This window comes from Haloparvum alkalitolerans (assembly GCF_050122995.1).
In the GTDB taxonomy this organism is placed as follows: Archaea; Halobacteriota; Halobacteria; order Halobacteriales; family Haloferacaceae; genus Haloparvum; species Haloparvum alkalitolerans.
In genome coordinates this window covers 49,381-66,755 of the sequence record NZ_JBNLIA010000001.1, presented here as the reverse complement: position 1 = coordinate 66,755, position 17,375 = coordinate 49,381, and the positions used below count along the sequence as shown (strand labels likewise).

Sequence of the window (17,375 nt, the reverse complement as noted above, 5' to 3'; positions counted from 1 at the left end):
ACATCATACGGAGGCTTCGTCGGACACCCCGGCGGATCGAGTTCTTCCAGGGCACGATAGCTTCTAACATCGATATCGGTCCTGTACGGATCTTCGACACGACGTTACGCGACGGCGAACAGTCACCCCGCACTTCGTTCAGCTACGACGAGAAGCGCCGCATAGCGGCGACGCTGGACGACATGAACACCCACGTCATCGAGGCTGGGTTCCCGGTCAACTCGGAGGCGGAGTTCGAGGCGGTCAGCGACATCGCGGCCGCGACGGACACGACCGTCTGCGGACTGGCCCGCGTGGTCGAGGGCGACATCGAGGCGGCGCTGGACTCCGGCGCGGAGATGGTCCACACGTTCGTCTCGACCAGCGACGTCCAGCTGGAGGACTCCATGCACGCCACCCGCGAGGACGCGGTCGAGCGCGCGGTCGAGAGCGTCGAGCGCGTGAAGGAGGCGGGCGTCGAGTGCATGTTCTCCCCGATGGACGCGACCCGCACCGACCCCGAGTTCCTGATCGAGATCGTCGAGGCCGTCAGCGAGGTCGGCGTCGACTGGATCAACATCCCCGACACCTGCGGCGTCGCGATGCCGACCGCGTTCGGCGAGACGGTCGCGGCGGTCGACGCCGCCACCGACGCCCGCGTCGACGTGCACACGCACGACGACTTCGGGATGGCGGCCGCCAACGCCGTGACCGGCTTCGAGAACGGCGCCGACCAGGCGCAGGTCTCGGTCAACGGCATCGGCGAGCGCGCCGGCAACGCCGCCTACGAGGAGGTCGTGATGGCCGTCGAGTCGGTGTACGGCGTCGACACGGGCATCGACACGACCCAGATCACGGAGCTGGCCCGGATCGTGGAGGACGCCTCCGACATCCCGGTGCCGGCCAACAAGCCCGTCACCGGGCGGAACGCGTTCGCCCACGAGTCGGGCATCCACGCCGCCGGCGTCATCGAGAACGCCGACACCTTCGAGACCGGCGTGATGACCCCGGAGATGGTGGGCGCCGAGCGCGAGTTCGTGCTGGGGAAACACACCGGCACGCACGCGGTCCGCAAGCACCTGGAGGAGGCCGGCTTCGACCCGACCGACGACCAGGTCCGGACCGTCACGAAGCGCGTGAAGGAACACGGCGCCGACAAACAGCAGGTCACCGCGGGCGACGTCGAGCGGTTCGCCCGCGAGGCCGACATTCCCGAAACCGAGGAGGCAGTCGCTCGATGACCGCCTCCGCGGTCGCGCAGCACGCCCAGCGACAGCCCCGTCGCTCGGGATCGTTGCCCGACGGCGCCGCCGGCGATCCCACGCCCGAACCGGGCGGATCGCCGAGGGGTCGGTGCAACGATTGCGCGCCGCGACAAGGATTTATAGGCGGGGCGTTCATCGTGAGACGTGATGAACCCGCGCGACGCGGTCCGGCTCGCCGGTCACGGAGCGACGGCGCTCCGACCCACCGGGGAGCCCGCGTCGTCGGTCCTCGCGGCCGAGATCATTGTAGGGGCCTGAGCCCCTACACCACCCACTTCTCACGATTCCGACGCACCGCTTTCCAGCGCCGCTGCCACGCGCCGCGGCGCGTCCCTGGCGTCCCCGTTCGAGCAGCTCGACGCGATCGCGGGGAGACGGCACGAGGACACGACGACCGATCCACGACCCAGATGCGACACCACAACCGATGACGGACCGAGACGAACCACACGAGACGACAGCAGCGGACGGCGCCGCCGACGCGGCGACCGACGGCGGAACGACCGCCGCCGGGAGCACCGCGGCCGGCGAGGCGACCGAACCGCCGGAGCGCGCCGACGACGGCGCGGCGTCGGCCCCGACGACCGGCGCCGAGGCCGTCGTCGCGGCGCTCGAGGCCGCCGGGGTCGACACCGCCTTCGGCGTGCAGGGCGGCGCGATCATGCCCGTCTACGACGCGCTCTACGGCTCGTCGGTCGGCCACGTCACGATGGCCCACGAGCAGGGCGCGGCCCACGCGGCGGACGCCTACGGCGTCGTCGCGGGCGAGCCGGGCGTCTGCATGGCCACCTCTGGCCCGGGCGCGACCAACCTCGTCACCGGCATCGCGGACGCGGACATGGACTCCGACGCAATGTTAGCCCTGACGGGACAGGTGCCGACGGAGTTCGTCGGCAACGACGCCTTCCAGGAGACGGACACGGTCGGGGTCACCACGCCCATCACGAAGCACAACTACTTCGCCGGCGACGCCGACGAGGTCGGCGAGACGGTCGGCGAGGCGTTCGCGCTCTCGTCGGTCGGCCGTCCCGGTCCGACGCTGGTCGACCTGCCGAAGGACGTGACGCTCGGCGACACCGACCGCGAGGTCGGCGCGCCCGAGGCGCCCGCCGGCACCGAACCCGTGCCGGAGGCGAACGAGGAGTACGTCGCCGCGGCCGCGGAGGCGATCGAGACCGCCGAGCGTCCGCTGTGCCTGTTCGGCGGCGGCGTGATCAAGGGCGAGGCGAGCGCGGAGGCGCGGCGGTTCGCCCGCGAGCTCGGTATCCCCGTCACCACGACGATGCCGGGCATCGGCTCGTTCCCCGAGGACGACGACCTCTGTCTGTCGTGGGCGGGGATGCACGGCACCGGCTACGCCAACATGGCGATCAGCCACACCGACTGCCTGATCGCGGTCGGGACGCGCTTCGACGACCGGCTGACGGGCGGCATCGAGACGTTCGCGCCCGACGCCGAGGTGATCCACGTCGACATCGACCCCGCGGAGATATCCAAGAACGTCCACGCGGACTACCCGCTCGTGGGCGACGCGGCGACGGTGCTCGACCAGCTCACCGCCGCCGTGAGCGAGGCCCCGGACGCCGCCGACTGGCGCGACCGGTGCGCGACGTGGACGGAGGAGTACCCCATGACGTACGCGACGCCCGACGACGAGCCGCTGAAGCCGCAGTTCGTCGTGGAGGCGTTCGACGAGGCGACGGACGACGACGCCATCGTCACCACCGGCGTCGGCCAACACCAGATGTGGGCCGCGCAGTTCTGGACCTACACCGAGCCGCGGACGTGGGTCTCCTCGCACGGCCTCGGCACGATGGGCTACGGCCTGCCGGCCGCGGTCGGCGCGCGCGTCGCCGCGGACAACGCCGGCGACGAGGACCGCGACGTGGTCTGTTTCGACGGCGACGGCTCCTTCCTGATGACCATGCAGGAGCTGTCGGTGGCCGTCCGCGAGAACCTCGACATCACCGTGGCCGTCCTGAACAACGAGTACATCGGGATGGTCCGGCAGTGGCAGGACGCCTTCTTCGAGGGCCGGCACATGGCCTCGGAGTACGGCTGGATGCCCGAGTTCGACAAGCTGGCGGAGGCGTTCGGCGCCAAGGGCATCGCGGTCGGCGACTACGACGAGGTCGCCGACGCGGTCACCGAGGCGCTCGAGTACGACGGCCCCGCCGTCATCGACTTCCACGTCGACCCGCAGGAGAACGTCTACCCGATGGTTCCCAGCGGCGGCGACAACGCGCAGTTCGCGCTGACGGAGGACCAGCTATGAGCGACGACGAGACGGGGAGCGCGCCCGCGGGCGGCGAGGCCCCCGAGACGGACGGCGGCGAGGCGGTCCCCGACGCGGGGATGCCGGGTCCCGAACCCGGCGAGCGCACCAGCCCGCAGGGGCGGCGCAACTCGCAGGGGATCCGGATCGACCCCGAGGTCGAGGCCGAACACGAGCCGCGGCGCGCGGTCATCTCGGCCATCGTCGACGACGAGCCCGGCGTGCTCTCGCGGGTCGCCGGTCTCGTCTCGCGGCGCCAGTTCAACATCGAGAGCCTCACCGTCGGCCCCACGACCGTCGAGAACCACTCGCGGATCACGATGGTCGTCGAGGAGCCCGACCCGGGCATCACCCAGATCGAGCGCCAGATGGCGAAGCTCAAGCCCGTGGTCTCGGTCGGCGAGATCCGCGAGGACGCCGTCCGGACCGAGCTGGTGCTTTTGAAGGTCCGCGGCGAGGAGCCCGAGAAGGTCCACGCCGTGACCGAGATGTACGACGGCGAGACGCTCGACGCCGGGCCGCGGACGATCACCGTCCAGCTGACCGGCGACGAGTCGCGGATCGACGACGCGCTGGACGCCTACCGGCAGTTCGGCATCATCGAGATCGCGCGGACGGGCCAGACCGCGCTCGCGCGCGGCGACACCCCGACCGCCCCAGGAGAGAAACCCGGCACGGCCGGCGAACCGACCCAACCCGACACCACAACACACCGATGACGACAGAAACCGACGACGACGACGCGTACAGCTTCGACTCGAAGATCTACTACGACGACGACGCGGACCCGACCGCCATCGCGGGCAAGACCGTGGCCGTACTCGGCTACGGCTCGCAGGGACACGCGCACGCACAGAACCTCGACGACAGCGGCGTTGACGTGGTCGTCGGGCTGCGGGAGGACTCCTCCTCGCGCGCGGCGGCCGAGAGCGACGGCCTGCGTGTGGAGACGCCCGGCGACGCGGTCGCGGCCGCCGACATCGTTTCCGTGCTCGTCCCGGACACCGTCCAGCCGGACGTCTACGAGAACGCCATCGAGCCGAACCTGGAAGCCGGCGACACGCTCCAGTTCGCGCACGGGTTCAACATCCACTACAACCAGATCCAGCCGCCGGAGGACGTGGACGTGACGATGGTGGCTCCGAAGTCGCCGGGCCACCTCGTGCGCCGCAACTACGAGAGCGACGAGGGGACGCCCGGCCTGCTGGCCGTCTATCAGGACGTGACCGGCGAGGCCCACGACGAGGGGCTCGCGTACGCGGCAGCCATCGGCTGCGCCCGCGCGGGCGTCATCGAGACCTCGTTCCGCGAGGAGACCGAGACCGACCTGTTCGGCGAGCAGGCCGTCCTCTGTGGCGGCGTCACCTCGCTGGTGAAGCAGGGCTACGAGACGCTCGTCGAGGCCGGCTACTCGCCCGAGATGGCGTACTTCGAGTGTCTGAACGAGCTGAAGCTCATCGTCGACCTGATGTACGAGGACGGGCTCGGCGGCATGTGGCAGTCCGTCTCCGACACCGCGGAGTACGGCGGGCTGACGCAGGGCGACGAGATCGTCGACGAGCACGCCCGCGAGAACATGGAGGAGGTGCTGGAGCAGGTCCAGAACGGTCAGTTCGCCCGCGAGTGGATCGCGGAGAACCAGGCCGGGCGGCCCTCCTACACGCAGCTCAAGACGCGCGAGGAGAGCCACGAGATCGAGCAGGTCGGCGAGGAGCTGCGCGGCCTCTTCGCGTGGGCCGAGGAGGACGAGGAGAGCGACGAGGAGAAGACGGAGGTGCGAGCCTGATGGGCACCGCGGACGACGACGCGTCCGAGGCCGACGCGCCGGCCGCCGGCGAGACGAGCGACGGCACGGACGGCCGGACGGCCGACCGCGCGACGATGGCGGACGTCTCCCACCGAAACCCCTACACCGGGGACACGATGGGCGCCGTGTTCCGCCGCGGCCCGGCGGTCGCGGACGGCGGCGTCGCGGACGGGTCCGGCCCCGACCGCGGCGGCGAGCCGAGCGACGAGAGCGGCAGGACGCCGATGCGCGAGGTCGACCACACGCCGCGCAACGACGACGTGAACGCGGTCTGGGCCCGCGGCGGCCGGGCGGCCGGCCCGTCGGGATCCCAGACCGGCCCGAGCGTCTCCGGGGTACCGGGTGACGACTGAATGAGCGAGGGCACGCTGTACGATAAGGTGTGGGACCGCCACAAGGTGACGGAGCTGCCGACGGGACAGGACCAGCTGTTCGTCGGGCTCCACCTCGTCCACGAGGTCACCAGCCCGCAGGCGTTCGGGATGCTGAAGGAGCGCGATCAGCAGGTGGCGTTCCCCGAGCGCACGCACGCGACGGTCGACCATATCGTCCCGACCGACGACACCGACCGCCCCTACCGCGACGACGCGGCCGAGAACATGATGGCCGAGCTGGAGGAGAACGTCCGCGACGCGGGCATCGAGTTCTCAGACCCCGACTCCGGCAACCAGGGCATCGTCCACGTCATCGGGCCGGAGCAGGGGCTCACCCAGCCCGGCATGACCATCGTCTGTGGCGACTCGCACACGTCGACCCACGGCGCGTTCGGCGCGCTGGCGTTCGGGATCGGCACCTCGCAGATCCGCGACGTGCTGGCGACGGGCTGTGTCGCCATGGAGAAACAGAAGGTCCGCAGGATCGAGGTCACCGGCGAACTCGGCGAGGGCGTCACGGCGAAGGACGTCATCCTGACGATCATCGGAAAGCTCGGCACCGACGGCGGCGTCGGACACGTCTACGAGTACGCCGGCGAGGCCATCGAGAGCCTCGGGATGGAGGGGCGGATGTCCATCTGCAACATGTCCATCGAGGGCGGCGCCCGCGCGGGCTACGTCAACCCCGACGAGACCACCTACGAGTGGCTACGGGAGACGGACGCCTTCGCGGACGACCCCGAGCGGTTCGAGCGACTGAAGCCCTACTGGGAGTCGATCCGGACCGACGAGGACGCGGAGTACGACGACGTGGTCACCATCGACGGCTCGGCCATCGAACCGACCGTCACGTGGGGGACCACGCCGGGCCAGACGGTCGGCATCACCGAGCCGATCCCGGACCCCGACGACCTCCCGGAGGAGGACCGCGACACCGCGAAGCGGGCACAGAAGCACATGCGCGTCGAGCCCGGCGACACGATGGCGGGCTACGACATCGACGTGGCGTTCCTCGGCTCGTGTACCAACGCGCGGCTGAAGGACCTGCGTGAGGCCGCGAAGTTCGTCGAGGGTCGCGAGGTCGACGACGACGTGCGCGCGATGGTCGTCCCCGGCAGCCAGCGCGTCCGCGACGCCGCGGAGGCGGAGGGCCTCGACGAGGTGTTCACCGAGGCCGGCTTCGACTGGCGCGAGCCCGGCTGCTCGATGTGTCTGGGCATGAACGACGACCAGCTCGAGGGCGACGAGGCGAGCGCCTCCTCCTCGAACCGGAACTTCGTGGGGCGGCAGGGGTCGAAGGACGGCCGCACCGTCCTGATGAGTCCGATCATGGTCGCGGCCGCGGCGGTGACCGGCGAGGTCACCGACGTCCGCGAGATGGAGGAGGTGGCGACCGTATGAGCTCCCCCGAGTTCAGCGACGGCGAGGCACCCGCCGAGAAGGTGACCGAGGTGACCGGGACCGCGATTCCGGTCCGCGGGAACGACATCGACACCGACCAGATCATCCCGGCGCGGTTCATGAAGGTCGTCACCTTCGACGGCCTGGGCCAGTTCGCCTTCTTCGACCAGCGGTTCGACGACGAGGACAACGAGAAGGACCACCCCTTCAACGAGGAGAAGTATCAGGGCGCGAACGTCCTCGTCGTCAACCAGAACTTCGGCTGCGGCTCCTCCCGCGAGCACGCCCCGCAGGCGCTGCTGCGCTGGGGAATCGACGCGGTCGTCGGCGAGTCGTTCGCGGAGATCTTCGCGGGCAACTGCCTCGCGCTCGGCATCCCGACGGTCACCGCGGACCAGGCGGACATCGAGGCGCTGCAGGACTACGTCGAGGCGAACCCCGACGCCGAGGTCGACATCGACGTGGCCGCCGAGACGGTCACGTACGGCGACACGGTCGTCGACGCGACGGTCCACGACGCCCAGCGAAAGGCGCTCGTGGAGGGCGTCTGGGACACGACGGCGCTGATGGGCGCGAACGCGGGCGCGGTCCGCGAGACCGCTCGCTCGCTGCCGTACGTGCCCGACGAGCACGTCCCGGAGCCCGCGGAGGACGAGGCGTGACCCACGAGGTCGCGGTCATCGAGGGCGACGGCATCGGACAGGAAGTGATCCCGGCCGCGGTCGCGGTGTTGGACGCGGTCGCGGAAGCGAACGAGGAGCTCGACTTCGCGTACGTCGAGGCCGAGGCCGGCGACGCCGTGAAAGAGGCGACCGGCGAGGCGCTCCCCGAGGCGACCTACGAGACGGCCGCGAGCGCGGACGCGACGCTGTTCGGCGCGGCTGGCGAGACGGCCGCCGACGTGATCCTCCCGCTCCGGGAGGCGGTCGGCTCCTTCGTCAACGTGCGGCCCGCCCGCGCGTATCCCGGCGTCGACGCCGTCCGGCCGGAGACCGACGTGGTGTTCCTCCGCGAGAACACGGAGGGCGTCTACGCCGGCCACGAGGACCGGCTCTCCGACGACCTCTCGACGTTGACGCGCGTCACCACCTCCTCCGCGTCGCGGGAGCTCGCCGAGTTCGCCTGCGAGTTCGTCGCGGACGGCCGCGGCCCCGCGGGCGACCCCGAGGAGGGGTTCACCGTCGCGCACAAGGCGAACGTGATGCGCGAGACGGACGGCCGGTTCCGCGAGGAAGTCCTCGCGGTCGCCGAGGAGCGCGGCGTCGACGCGGACGAGGAGCTGATGGACGCGTTCGCGACGAAGCTCCCGCTCGACCCGAGCCAGTACGGCGTCGTCGTCTGCCCGAACCTCGCGGGCGACGTGCTCTCGGACCTGGCCGCGGGGCTGGTCGGCGGGCTGGGCCTGCTCCCCTCCGCGAACGTCGGCCACGACAACGCGCTGTTCGAGCCGGTCCACGGCACCGCGCCGGACATCGCCGGCGAGGGGGTCGCCAACCCGACCGCGGCCATCCTCTCCGCGGCGATGCTCCTGGAGTACCTCGGCCACGTCGACGCGGGCGCGAACGTCCGCGACGCTGTCGAGTCGGTGCTGGAGGAGGGGCCGCGGACGGGCGACCTCGGTGGATCTGCGGGAACCGAGGAGGTTACGGCGGCTGTGGTTGGGCGGTTGTAGAACTGTGGCGACTCACGCGACGCTTTCCGAACCGCGAATCCGATGAGAAATCCGCCCGTCCACGAGTGGTGGACTCGTGAGGCCACTACTCGACCGGCTTCTCGCGCAAAAACATCCCGTCGAAGTTACGTTCCGCCGGAGACCACGTCGGAGAGCTGGTCACGGTTTCCACCGGTCGCGGCGTGGATGACGAGAGTCCCTCCGACGGAGCCCGTCGACCCGTTCGTTTCGATGGTCATGTCGACGTCTACGGCGTCCGGCTGCACCAGTTTCGGGAGGTCGTCGACGTCGCTGTAGTCCTCCGCGCGGAGCGACGTTCCTTCCGAAATATCGAGCGCTTCGTCCCCGCTCGCGGTGAGCTCCAGCGTGTCGAGATCGAAGCCGTTCGCCTCGATCACGACCCTCATGTCGCCCTGACCGGCGATGTTGGCGACGCGGAAGACGTTCTCGAAGTTGAATTCCGTGTTGGGGTTCAGTCCCTCACCGTCTCCGTCGAAGATCCCGATACCGCTATCGCCGTTGAAGTTGAGAACGAGTTCGCCGCCGTCCGTTCCGGAAGCGTAGGTTTCGTTCTGAGCGGTCAGCTCGACGAAACCGGACGAGTCAGACGCCACGTTCACGTTGACGTTCCGGTCCGCTTCCGCGGTCGTGAACGCCCCCGTACCGATCGCAGCCGAGCTTCCAGTTGCCAGTGCGCCCAGACCGATCACGAATTTGCGTCGTTCCATGGGTTGTCTACCTCGTTGGGACGCCGCGTTCCGTCGCGGCGCTTACTCACCCCATGGGACGGACCCACTATCGTTATGAGTCGACAGAAGATTCTCCGGTGACTACTGAACGCACTCTGGACGCGGCTGAAGCGTTCTGGTCGGTGCTGAAGCGGGCCGAATGGAGCCCCTGAACCGCGGGTTCGGCGTTCTCTGGACGTTTTTGTACGGCAATGTGAGCGAGAACTGGCCGCGGACGCCCGACTGCAGGTCCCTTGTGTTCGCCGTCCGCGGGATCGGAGTGCTCGCGGTCTCACTCTCGAGAGAAGGTCGCGGTCGAGACAGCGGAAACGTTCCTCAACGGTGTCGACTGTTGGATGCTTCCCGAGGTCGTGAGTCGTCTTCGTGGCGACTCGGAGTGCTCAGTCGTCCGTCGACCAGGCGGGGTTGTCGAAGGCCGATTCCGGAGGGCTCTGCGTCGCGTCGCGGCCGACGAAGCCGTCCGCGTCTCGCTCCGAGCGCGCGAACACCCCGTCGATCCCGTCGATCTCGACGCCGACGATCGTCGGCCCCTCGCTCTGGAGGCCGAAGTCTTTGAGTTTGACGTTCGAGCCGGTGGCCACGTCGTCCCGCCAGTCCGTTCTGAGAACGTCGGTCGAGTTTCCTTTTTTCTCCTCGTAGTAGACGCGTGCTCGCACCTCGACAGGGGACTTGCCCGCGGTCTCGATCCTGACGCGTCCGCTTTCTCCTTTGAAGTTCACCCCGGACACCTGATCGGCCGGACTGGTGGCCTGCTCGTCGTCGCCCTCCGACTCCGCGCCGACGATCGTGAATCCTCGCGTGTCGCCGAACAGCTGCGCGGCGATGTCGCCGTCGACGCCGATGACGAGTACCGTCACCTCGATCTGCACCTCCTCACCCGGATCGATGTCGGCGACTTTCGCCTTGATCACTTCGTAGCCCGCGGGGCTGAACCCGCCGTCGATGTCGTCGAGGCCGTCGGGACGGTCCAGCTCCGCAGTCCCCTCCGCGAACGTCACGTGGTCGACGGGCGTGGACTCCGAGTCCCCCTCGGATTCGGACTGCTGCTGGTCGCTAAGTATCCGTTTCACGCGGTAGCTGTCCGAGTCCAGAGACCCCTGCCCGCGTTCCACCCGTACCCCGACGACCGTGATGTTCTGCGATTCGTTGAACCGGTTCTCGATCCGGACGAGGGGGATCTCGTCCCCCTCCGAGACCCTCTCCCCGTCGGCGGGCGTCGAGTAGCCCACCAGCGCCTGATCGTCGGGGACCACGTCCACGTCGACCCCGCGGTCCATGCGCGCGCTGCTGAACGCGCCGCTCCCGAGGGTCAACGCGCCGGAGCTGCCGCCGCCGAACAGGAGGATGAGGGTGCGACGTTTCATGGCTTGTCGGAGGCCTCGTTATCGGGTCGATGCACGGCACGGCCCATGGTTATGAGCCGGCAGAAGGCTCGAAAGGGGTCCCTGAACCGGCCGCGACCGGCGCAGGTTCGATCGACGCGACGGACCGCGGCCGGTACCGCTCCGGTGGCGGTCCCCGTCGCGGACCGTACCGATCGACTCGAGGGGTGGGTCATCGGAGCTCCGGCGGTTCCTCCGTGTCGCCGACGCGCATGCCGGCGGAGTAGTACTTGTGCGCGACCGCCGAGAAGGCGAACGCGACGACGATGGCGACCGTCCACGCGAGGTCGGACAGCAGGACGAGGGGCCACGCGTTCACCCACAGCGCCGCGACGAGCGCGGTCGCGACGGCCGAGAGCCCCAGATAGTACTCGCTCCAGGGGATCTCGTTGCCCTGCACGACATCGAGGTACAGGTCGACGTCCTCGAGCGCGGGCGTCGACTCGATCATCCCGCGCGACTTGTTGAACTCCACGACGCCCGCGCGGTCCATCTTCGGGAGATGCGACTGCTGGAGGGCGGTGTAGACCCGCTTCCGCTCGTTCCCGGTTATCTCCGCCGTGTCGATGTCGTTCTCCCAGGCGGCGATCTGTTCCGCCATGGCCCCGATCTCCATGGGGTCTTCGCTCTGTTTCAACAGATGCACCGCGAACCGCCGCCGCTCGTTCGAGAGCACGTCGAACAGCTCGTCCTCCGAGAGGTCCGGCGCTGACGGCTCGGAGGTCCCACCCGTGACCTGTTGTGCAGATGCCATGTGTTCGTCAGACACATTTGAACGATACTACATAAATCCACAGGAACCCTAAGATAAGGTGAACTTTCTCGAGAGGTCGTGAAGCAGGATCGACGAGACGCGAATATCGAAGGAGACGCTCCAGTCCGGTATTTCCCTGCCGTTATGGACTGGTTACAAATCCTATAACTACGGATTAAACGTCGGTAATCGTAACAAATAGGATATTTCTTCGCCGTACGGCCCGTTCAGGGCGGGCCTGAATCGGTCACCGCCGAACCCCGAGGCGGTCCGACCGGCCGTCTCCGTGTTCAGGGGGAGTGACACCCGGCTTCAGGCGTCGCATTATCAAGTGGGTGCGGTGGGTAGGGTGCGAGGAGCCATGACGACCCGTCGTCGCACCGCGACCCTCGCCCTGCTCGTGCTCGCAGCGGCGTCGCTCGCGCTCACGACGGGCGCGACGGTCATCGACGGACCGGCGGACACGGTCGCGGGCGACCGCGTCGCGATCCAGCCGGCGGACGGGCCGAACGGCGACTACGCGTACCTGGACGACGACGGCGAGATCGTCGTCGACGTCTCCGCGACGAACCCGAACCTCGCCCCCGAGTTCGAAGGGATCAACCCCGACTCCACCGGGACGATCGAGGACGTGTTCACGATCACCTACACCGCGGACCGGTACGCGCACGTCTGGATCGATCACGACGGCGGGGAGGCGGTGACGTTCCTCGCGGCCGGCGAACCGATCGAGAGCCGGGCGGAAAACGTCACGCTCGCGCCGAACGAGAGCGTCGCGGTCGGACTCGCGTTCGACGCGCACGGAGCGTCCGCGGACGCGCAACTGGGCGCGGACGAGTTCACGGTCCACGCGACGGTCGCGGACCCCGAGACGGTGGAGTCGCGACGGAGCGTTCCGTCGACGACCAAGACGGTCCGGTCCGCCGGGCCGAACGAGCGCGCGTTCGAGGCGCGGGGGATCGGCGCCGACGAGACCGTCGCGTTCGACCTCGACCGAATGGCGCTCGACGGGACGAACGTCACCCTCGACGGGATGGCGGTGACCCGGTCGAGCGCGGGCGAGGCCGCCTTCGAGGCGACCGGGAGTCCGACGGCGTTCGACGAGGCGGGCGCTCTCGACGCGCCCTCCGGAGCGGCCGCGAACGCGTACCTCTCGCTCTCGTACGACCTCGACCCCGACGCGGTCGAGTCCGCCACCTTCCGGTTCAGCGCCGACCGGAACTACCTCGAGGCCCGCGGCATCGACCCCGAGGACCTGACGCTGTACCGCCGGAGTGCTGACGGCTGGACCGAGAAGCGGCTGACCGTCGTCGACCCGGAGACCGCGGACGAGAGGGGGCTCGACGGGGACCGGGTCCACTTCACGGCGACGACCGAGAACCTCTCCGTGTTCGCGGTCGCGACCCACCGGCCGCGGTTCGAGGTGGCCGACGCGTCGCTGGCGGACGACGCCGTCACGGTCGAGGAGGAGACGACGGTGACGGCCACCGTGCGGAACGCGGGCGGCGCGGACGGCGAGCGGACCGTGACCGTCGCCCTTGACGGGGAGACCCACGCGGAGACGACCGTCGAGCTCGGACCCGGAAACGAGACGACGGTGTCGCTGCCGGTCGACCCCGCCGACGGCGGCGTGTATCAGGTCACCGTCGGAGAGACGACCGCCGGAACGCTCGCGGTGGAGGCCCCCGAAGACGGCGACGAGGGGACCGCCGCGGCGAGCGACGGAGGGGCCGCCGCGGCGAACGACGACGGGGGCGATTCGTCGGCCGGAAGCGACGACGGGCCGGGCGCCGACGGGAGGGCCGACTCCCGAGCCGGTCCCGCCCCGGTCGAGGAACCGGGCGGGTTCGGGATCCCGGGAGTGGTCGGGCTGGTCGTCGGACTGGCAGTCACGCTGTCCGCGCTCGCGCTCGCTCGCCGCGTCCCGGGGGTGGACGAGGAGTGAGTCCGGGCCCGACGGTCGGTCCGACCCGGGACAGTCCGCTCGGCGTCCGGCCCCGTCGGTCGCGCGCCGCCACGTCGGGGCCGGCGATACGCCTTTGTGGACGCCGGGCGTCGCCACGGCCGTAACTGTGATCTCGCGCGAGGCCGACGCCGCGGACGGCTTCCGCGGACTGCTCGGTGCGTTTCTGACGCGGTCGCGCCCGGCGGACGCGGTCGCGCTCGCGGTCCCGCCGCTCGTCATGGTCGGCGTGTTCGCGCTGCCCGTCGAGACGCGCCGGGCGCTCGCGTTCCAGTACACCGACCCCACGGTCGTGACGGCGTTTGCGGCTCACTACGTCCACCTGACGGTCGGTCACCTGCTGGCGAACCTGATCGGGTACGGGCTGCTCGCGGGCGTCGGGTACGCGGCCGCGCTTCTGGGCGGGCGCCGCCGGTTCTACCTGACGGCGCTCGCGACCGACCTCCTGGCGTTCCCGTTCGTGCTGTCGGCGCTGAACCTCGCGGTGCCGAGACACGCCGTCGGATACGGGTTTTCGGGCATCAACATGGCGATACTCGGAGTGTTGCCGCTCGTCGCCGCGGCGTACGCGCGGACCCAGCTGCTCGCCGCGTCGGAGCGGGACCTCCGCCCGGCGGCGTTCTTCCTCCTCGTCGGATGGATGGGACTCCTGGCGCTCCCGATCGGCGGCGGCGACGCGCTCGTGGGCACCGCGGCGACGACCGCCAGCGCCGTCATCGGTGCCGGATACCTCTACGCGGCGATACGCGGGACCGAGGGCCGGCGGCTCCCGCGCGAGTGGGCCCGCGCGGTGACGGCGAGGCGGGGGTACGGCGACCTGTTCGCGGTCGCCGGGGCGCTGCTGGTGGCGTACCCCGCGGTCGGGTTCCCCGTCGACCCCGCGACCGGAACGAGCGTGCTCAACCTCTACGTCCACCTGCTCGGCTTCTGTCTCGGGTTCATCGGACCGTACATCGCGCTCGCGGCCGGCCTCTTCGACTGACGCGACGTCCGGGCGCGGCGCCGGCGGGAGGGCGCGTCCCGCACCCCGGTTCGAGTTGTCGCCAGATTGACTCGACCCGCGGATTTATTATGTTCCGATGACACTACCTCGCAGAGGTGAGGCGCCTCAACGAGAACGATGTCCCTTCGACGCTACCTCACGCTGGCGCTTCAGGGGTTCGTGGTCCTCACCGTCGTCTCGCTCCTGGTGGGTCAGTACCTCGGCCAACCCGTCCTGTTGAGTTTCGTCGAGACGGGGAGTATGCAGCCGGTGTTGAACCCGGGCGACGGGTTCATCGCGATCCCCGCCCCGCTCGCGGGGCCGATAGCCCCCGGCGACGTGGTGACCTTCGACGCCCAGGAGATAGACGGCGGCGGGCTGACGACCCACCGCGTCGTCGAGGAGACCGACCGCGGCTACGTGACGCAGGGGGACAACAACCCCTTCACCGACCAGGACGGCGGCGAGCCGATCGTACAGGAGGCCGACGTCGTCGCCAAGGCGCTCACGTTCGGCGGGAGCGTCGTGGTCATCCCGCACCTCGGGACCGCGGTCATGTGGTTCCAGGGGCTGTTGGAGGGGTTCCAGACGTGGCTGACCGTGACGCTCGGCGTCCGGGCCCTGCAGGGGACCCAGGGGCTGGCGTACGTGCTTCTCGGGCTGTCGGCAGTCGCGTACGCGGTCGACTGGTACCTCGCGTCGCCGGGGGGGCCGGACCGCGAACGCGACCGGTCGCGGGAGGACGGGACCTCGGTCGCGTTCGTGTTCGGGGTCCTCGCGCTGGTCCTGATGGCCACGGCGACCGCGGCGATGGTCGTCCCGGCCGGCACCCAGGAGTACGGCGTCGTGAGCGCAGACTTCGAGTCGGAGAACCCGACCGTCGTCGAGCGCGGGACGAGCACCGAACTCGAGTACGTGGTCCCGAACGCGGGAGTGGTCCCGGTCCACGCGTACGTCACGCCCGCGAGCGAGGGGGTCCGGGTCGATCCCGAGCGCGTCTACGTCGGCAGCCGCGAGGAGGGGACGACGACGCTGACGCTGTCCGCGCCCGACGAGACCGGCTACTACCGAATGCTCGTCGTCGAACACCGCTACCTCGCGCTGCTTCCGGCCTCGACGATCGACGCCCTCCACCGGATTCACCCCTGGGCCCCCATCGTCGCCATCGACGCCCTCCTCGGCGGGGGCGTCTACCTGCTCGGACTCGCGCTCGTGCGCGGCGAGCCCGCGCGCCTCAGAAACCGTGACTCGCGACCGAAGACGCCCGCCTACCGCCGCATCCTCCGGAAACTCTACAGAGAATGAACGACTCAACGCCAGACACGACCGACACCCGACTGCGCGTCCGTGCGTTTCTGCACGCACAGTTCGCCCTGCTTCTCGCCGTCTTGCTCGTCTGTGCGGGCGTCGGCGGCGCCGCCGCGTACACCGCGCACGTCGATCCGGGAACGGAAACGGTGGAGCGCCCCGTCACCTCCTGGAGCGTCTCCTCCGAGCACGCCCACTCCGCGGACGTGGTTCGCGACACTCCGGTGTTCGACCGGGGCGACACGCTCACCGACCGGGGCACCTACTTCGCGTCGGTGACACCGGTGCTCGACGTCTCCCTCGCGGCGTCCTACCAAGCCCCCGCTTCGGAGGACGTGTCCGTCGAGACGGAGTCGGTGCTCGTGGTCCGGAACGCCGCGGAGAACACCGTCTACTGGGAGGATCGAGAGACGCTCGCGACGCGGACCGCGACCGACGTCGAGCCGGGCGAGACCGTGCGGACGAACTTCTCGGTCAACGTGACCGCGCTGAGTCAGCGGATCGACCGGATCGAAAGCGACCTCGGAACCGCGCCCGGCGAGACCGAGGCGCTCGTCGTCAGCCGGGTCACCGTCGACGGAGAGGTCGCGGGCGAACGCGTCGAGCACGTCCAGCCCGTGGAACTCGGGATCGCTCCCGGGGGCGACACCTACGGCGTCGACGACGCCGGCGGGCAGACGGAGCAGATCGACCGCACCGTGACCGAGCAGACGCCGCGGTCGTACGGTCCGGCGCGCTCGGTCGGCGGACCGCTCCTGTTCCTCGTCGGCGTCGCCGGGAGCGGAGCGCTGGCGTACGCCCGCCGCGAGCAACTCCTCGCGCTCTCACGCGCGGAGCGGGCCTGGCTCGACTACCGCGACGACCGCTCGGAGTACGCCGAGTGGATCACGCGGGTCGAACTCCCGTCGGACCTGACCGGGACGCCGGCGGGGCGGGCCGAGAGCCTCGGCGACCTCGTCGACTTCGCCATCGACAACGACGTGGGCGTCGTGGAGGAACCCTCGACCGGGCGCTATCACGCGCTGGTCGACGGTCGGCTGTACACCTACGTGCCGCCGACTCCCGAGAACGGCCCCCGCGCCGCATCGACCGACCCTGGTCGGCAGGACGGCGAGTCGGTCTCGCCCGGCGACGCGGCCGGGGGCGACAGTCGAGAGAACGGCGAGTCGGCCTCGTCCGGCGACGCGGACGGGAGCGACGACCCGGCTCAGGATCAGCGCTCCGGCTCGTAGCCGGCCTCGTCGATGGCCGCGGTGACCGCGTCCGGGTCGGCGTCGCCCTCGACGCGAACCGCGCCCGCCTCGTGGTCGGCCTCGGCCGACTCCACGCCCGGAACGTCCGCGAGCGCGTCCTCGACGGTGGTCTCGCAGCCGGTACACGCCATGCCGTCGACGTCGATCGTCGTCATGGCCCGACGTAGGTCGCCGACGCCCTTTGCGGTTTCCCTTGCGGTCGCGGCCGAAC

The 17,375-nt window shown here is 70.0% G+C and carries 16 protein-coding genes; 12 read left to right on the top strand and 4 right to left on the bottom strand.

The annotated features are described in order from the left end of the window. The first annotated feature begins 2 nt into the window (after positions 1-2). The 8 genes from ACQE3L_RS00300 to ACQE3L_RS00265 all read left to right on the top strand — a co-directional run bounded on the left by ACQE3L_RS00300 (position 3) and on the right by ACQE3L_RS00265 (position 8,773). The gene (locus ACQE3L_RS00300) at positions 3-1,220 is read left to right on the top strand and encodes a LeuA family protein (protein ID WP_426962102.1); all 1,218 of its coding nucleotides are present in this window, start codon (positions 3-5) and stop codon (positions 1,218-1,220) included. Positions 1,221-1,671: 451 nt separating this feature from the next. Next, positions 1,672-3,519: a biosynthetic-type acetolactate synthase large subunit gene (gene ilvB / locus ACQE3L_RS00295; RefSeq protein ID WP_426961813.1), complete on the top strand. Its 1,848-nt coding sequence runs from the start codon at positions 1,672-1,674 to the stop codon at positions 3,517-3,519. Continuing rightward, the gene (gene ilvN / locus ACQE3L_RS00290; RefSeq protein WP_426961812.1) at positions 3,516-4,238 is read left to right on the top strand and encodes an acetolactate synthase small subunit; all 723 of its coding nucleotides are present in this window, start codon (positions 3,516-3,518) and stop codon (positions 4,236-4,238) included. The genes ilvB and ilvN overlap by 4 nt, the downstream gene beginning before the upstream one ends. Beyond that, positions 4,235-5,305: a ketol-acid reductoisomerase gene (ilvC, locus tag ACQE3L_RS00285; RefSeq protein WP_426961811.1), complete on the top strand. Its 1,071-nt coding sequence runs from the start codon at positions 4,235-4,237 to the stop codon at positions 5,303-5,305. Before ilvN ends, ilvC begins: the two co-directional genes overlap by 4 nt. Next, a complete protein-coding gene (locus ACQE3L_RS00280; protein WP_426961810.1) occupies positions 5,305-5,679 on the top strand; it encodes a DUF7989 family protein in 375 nt (124 codons plus the stop codon). The genes ilvC and ACQE3L_RS00280 overlap by 1 nt, the downstream gene beginning before the upstream one ends. Next, on the top strand, positions 5,680-7,101 hold the full coding sequence (leuC, locus tag ACQE3L_RS00275) for a 3-isopropylmalate dehydratase large subunit (protein ID WP_426961809.1): 1,422 nt from the start codon (positions 5,680-5,682) through the stop codon (positions 7,099-7,101). Further along, on the top strand, positions 7,098-7,763 hold the full coding sequence (leuD, locus tag ACQE3L_RS00270) for a 3-isopropylmalate dehydratase small subunit (RefSeq protein WP_426961808.1): 666 nt from the start codon (positions 7,098-7,100) through the stop codon (positions 7,761-7,763). The genes leuC and leuD overlap by 4 nt, the downstream gene beginning before the upstream one ends. Next, the gene (locus ACQE3L_RS00265; protein WP_426961807.1) at positions 7,760-8,773 is read left to right on the top strand and encodes an isocitrate/isopropylmalate family dehydrogenase; all 1,014 of its coding nucleotides are present in this window, start codon (positions 7,760-7,762) and stop codon (positions 8,771-8,773) included. Before leuD ends, ACQE3L_RS00265 begins: the two co-directional genes overlap by 4 nt. Positions 8,774-8,898: 125 nt before the next feature. On the opposite strand, the gene ACQE3L_RS00260 is transcribed toward ACQE3L_RS00265, so the two are convergent. The 3 genes from ACQE3L_RS00260 to ACQE3L_RS00250 all read right to left on the bottom strand — a co-directional run bounded on the left by ACQE3L_RS00260 (position 8,899) and on the right by ACQE3L_RS00250 (position 11,658). Beyond that, on the bottom strand, positions 8,899-9,501 hold the full coding sequence (locus ACQE3L_RS00260; RefSeq protein ID WP_426961806.1) for a DUF1102 domain-containing protein: 603 nt from the start codon (positions 9,499-9,501) through the stop codon (positions 8,899-8,901). Positions 9,502-9,902: 401 nt separating this feature from the next. Then, positions 9,903-10,886: a hypothetical protein gene (locus ACQE3L_RS00255; RefSeq protein WP_426961805.1), complete on the bottom strand. Its 984-nt coding sequence runs from the start codon at positions 10,884-10,886 to the stop codon at positions 9,903-9,905. 190 nt (positions 10,887-11,076) lie between these two features. Next, positions 11,077-11,658, bottom strand: coding sequence for a DUF7344 domain-containing protein (locus ACQE3L_RS00250; RefSeq protein ID WP_426961804.1), 582 nt, complete (start codon positions 11,656-11,658; stop codon positions 11,077-11,079). Positions 11,659-12,019: 361 nt separating this feature from the next. On the opposite strand from ACQE3L_RS00250, the gene ACQE3L_RS00245 reads away from it, so the two are divergent. From ACQE3L_RS00245 to ACQE3L_RS00230, 4 genes are all read left to right on the top strand, one after another. Then, the gene (locus ACQE3L_RS00245) at positions 12,020-13,603 is read left to right on the top strand and encodes a DUF1102 domain-containing protein (RefSeq protein ID WP_426961803.1); all 1,584 of its coding nucleotides are present in this window, start codon (positions 12,020-12,022) and stop codon (positions 13,601-13,603) included. A 127-nt stretch (positions 13,604-13,730) separates the two neighbouring features. Beyond that, entirely contained in the window at positions 13,731-14,603 is an 873-nt protein-coding gene (locus ACQE3L_RS00240) for a hypothetical protein (protein ID WP_426961802.1), read from the top strand. Between the two features lie 138 nt (positions 14,604-14,741). Continuing rightward, the gene (locus ACQE3L_RS00235; RefSeq protein WP_426961801.1) at positions 14,742-15,908 is read left to right on the top strand and encodes a signal peptidase I; all 1,167 of its coding nucleotides are present in this window, start codon (positions 14,742-14,744) and stop codon (positions 15,906-15,908) included. Next, positions 15,905-17,143, top strand: a complete 1,239-nt coding sequence (locus ACQE3L_RS00230; RefSeq protein ID WP_426961800.1) for a DUF5305 domain-containing protein — start codon at positions 15,905-15,907, stop codon at positions 17,141-17,143. Before ACQE3L_RS00235 ends, ACQE3L_RS00230 begins: the two co-directional genes overlap by 4 nt. Here the strand turns inward: ACQE3L_RS00230 and ACQE3L_RS00225 are convergent. Beyond that, complete coding sequence (locus ACQE3L_RS00225; RefSeq protein ID WP_426961799.1) at positions 17,125-17,319, bottom strand: heavy-metal-associated domain-containing protein; 195 nt, start codon at positions 17,317-17,319, stop codon at positions 17,125-17,127. The two genes, ACQE3L_RS00230 and ACQE3L_RS00225, sit on opposite strands and share 19 nt — an antisense overlap. Between the last annotated feature and the right edge of the window lie 56 nt (positions 17,320-17,375).

Bases quoted from the DNA above. Each gene is read 5' to 3' on its own strand.
- leuD (WP_426961808.1), top strand. From the start codon at position 7,098: ATGAGCTCCCCCGAGTTCAGCGACGGCGAGGCACCCGCCGAGAAGGTG.
- ACQE3L_RS00260 (WP_426961806.1), bottom strand. From the start codon at position 9,501: ATGGAACGACGCAAATTCGTGATCGGTCTGGGCGCACTGGCAACTGGA.
- ACQE3L_RS00235 (WP_426961801.1), top strand. From the start codon at position 14,742: ATGTCCCTTCGACGCTACCTCACGCTGGCGCTTCAGGGGTTCGTGGTC.
- ACQE3L_RS00245 (WP_426961803.1), top strand. From the start codon at position 12,020: ATGACGACCCGTCGTCGCACCGCGACCCTCGCCCTGCTCGTGCTCGCA.
- leuC (WP_426961809.1), top strand. From the start codon at position 5,680: ATGAGCGAGGGCACGCTGTACGATAAGGTGTGGGACCGCCACAAGGTG.
- ilvC (WP_426961811.1), top strand. From the start codon at position 4,235: ATGACGACAGAAACCGACGACGACGACGCGTACAGCTTCGACTCGAAG.
- ACQE3L_RS00280 (WP_426961810.1), top strand. From the start codon at position 5,305: ATGGGCACCGCGGACGACGACGCGTCCGAGGCCGACGCGCCGGCCGCC.
- ilvB (WP_426961813.1), top strand. From the start codon at position 1,672: ATGACGGACCGAGACGAACCACACGAGACGACAGCAGCGGACGGCGCC.
- ACQE3L_RS00250 (WP_426961804.1), bottom strand. From the start codon at position 11,658: ATGGCATCTGCACAACAGGTCACGGGTGGGACCTCCGAGCCGTCAGCG.
- ACQE3L_RS00230 (WP_426961800.1), top strand. From the start codon at position 15,905: ATGAACGACTCAACGCCAGACACGACCGACACCCGACTGCGCGTCCGT.
- ACQE3L_RS00225 (WP_426961799.1), bottom strand. From the start codon at position 17,319: ATGACGACGATCGACGTCGACGGCATGGCGTGTACCGGCTGCGAGACC.
- ilvN (WP_426961812.1), top strand. From the start codon at position 3,516: ATGAGCGACGACGAGACGGGGAGCGCGCCCGCGGGCGGCGAGGCCCCC.
- ACQE3L_RS00255 (WP_426961805.1), bottom strand. From the start codon at position 10,886: ATGAAACGTCGCACCCTCATCCTCCTGTTCGGCGGCGGCAGCTCCGGC.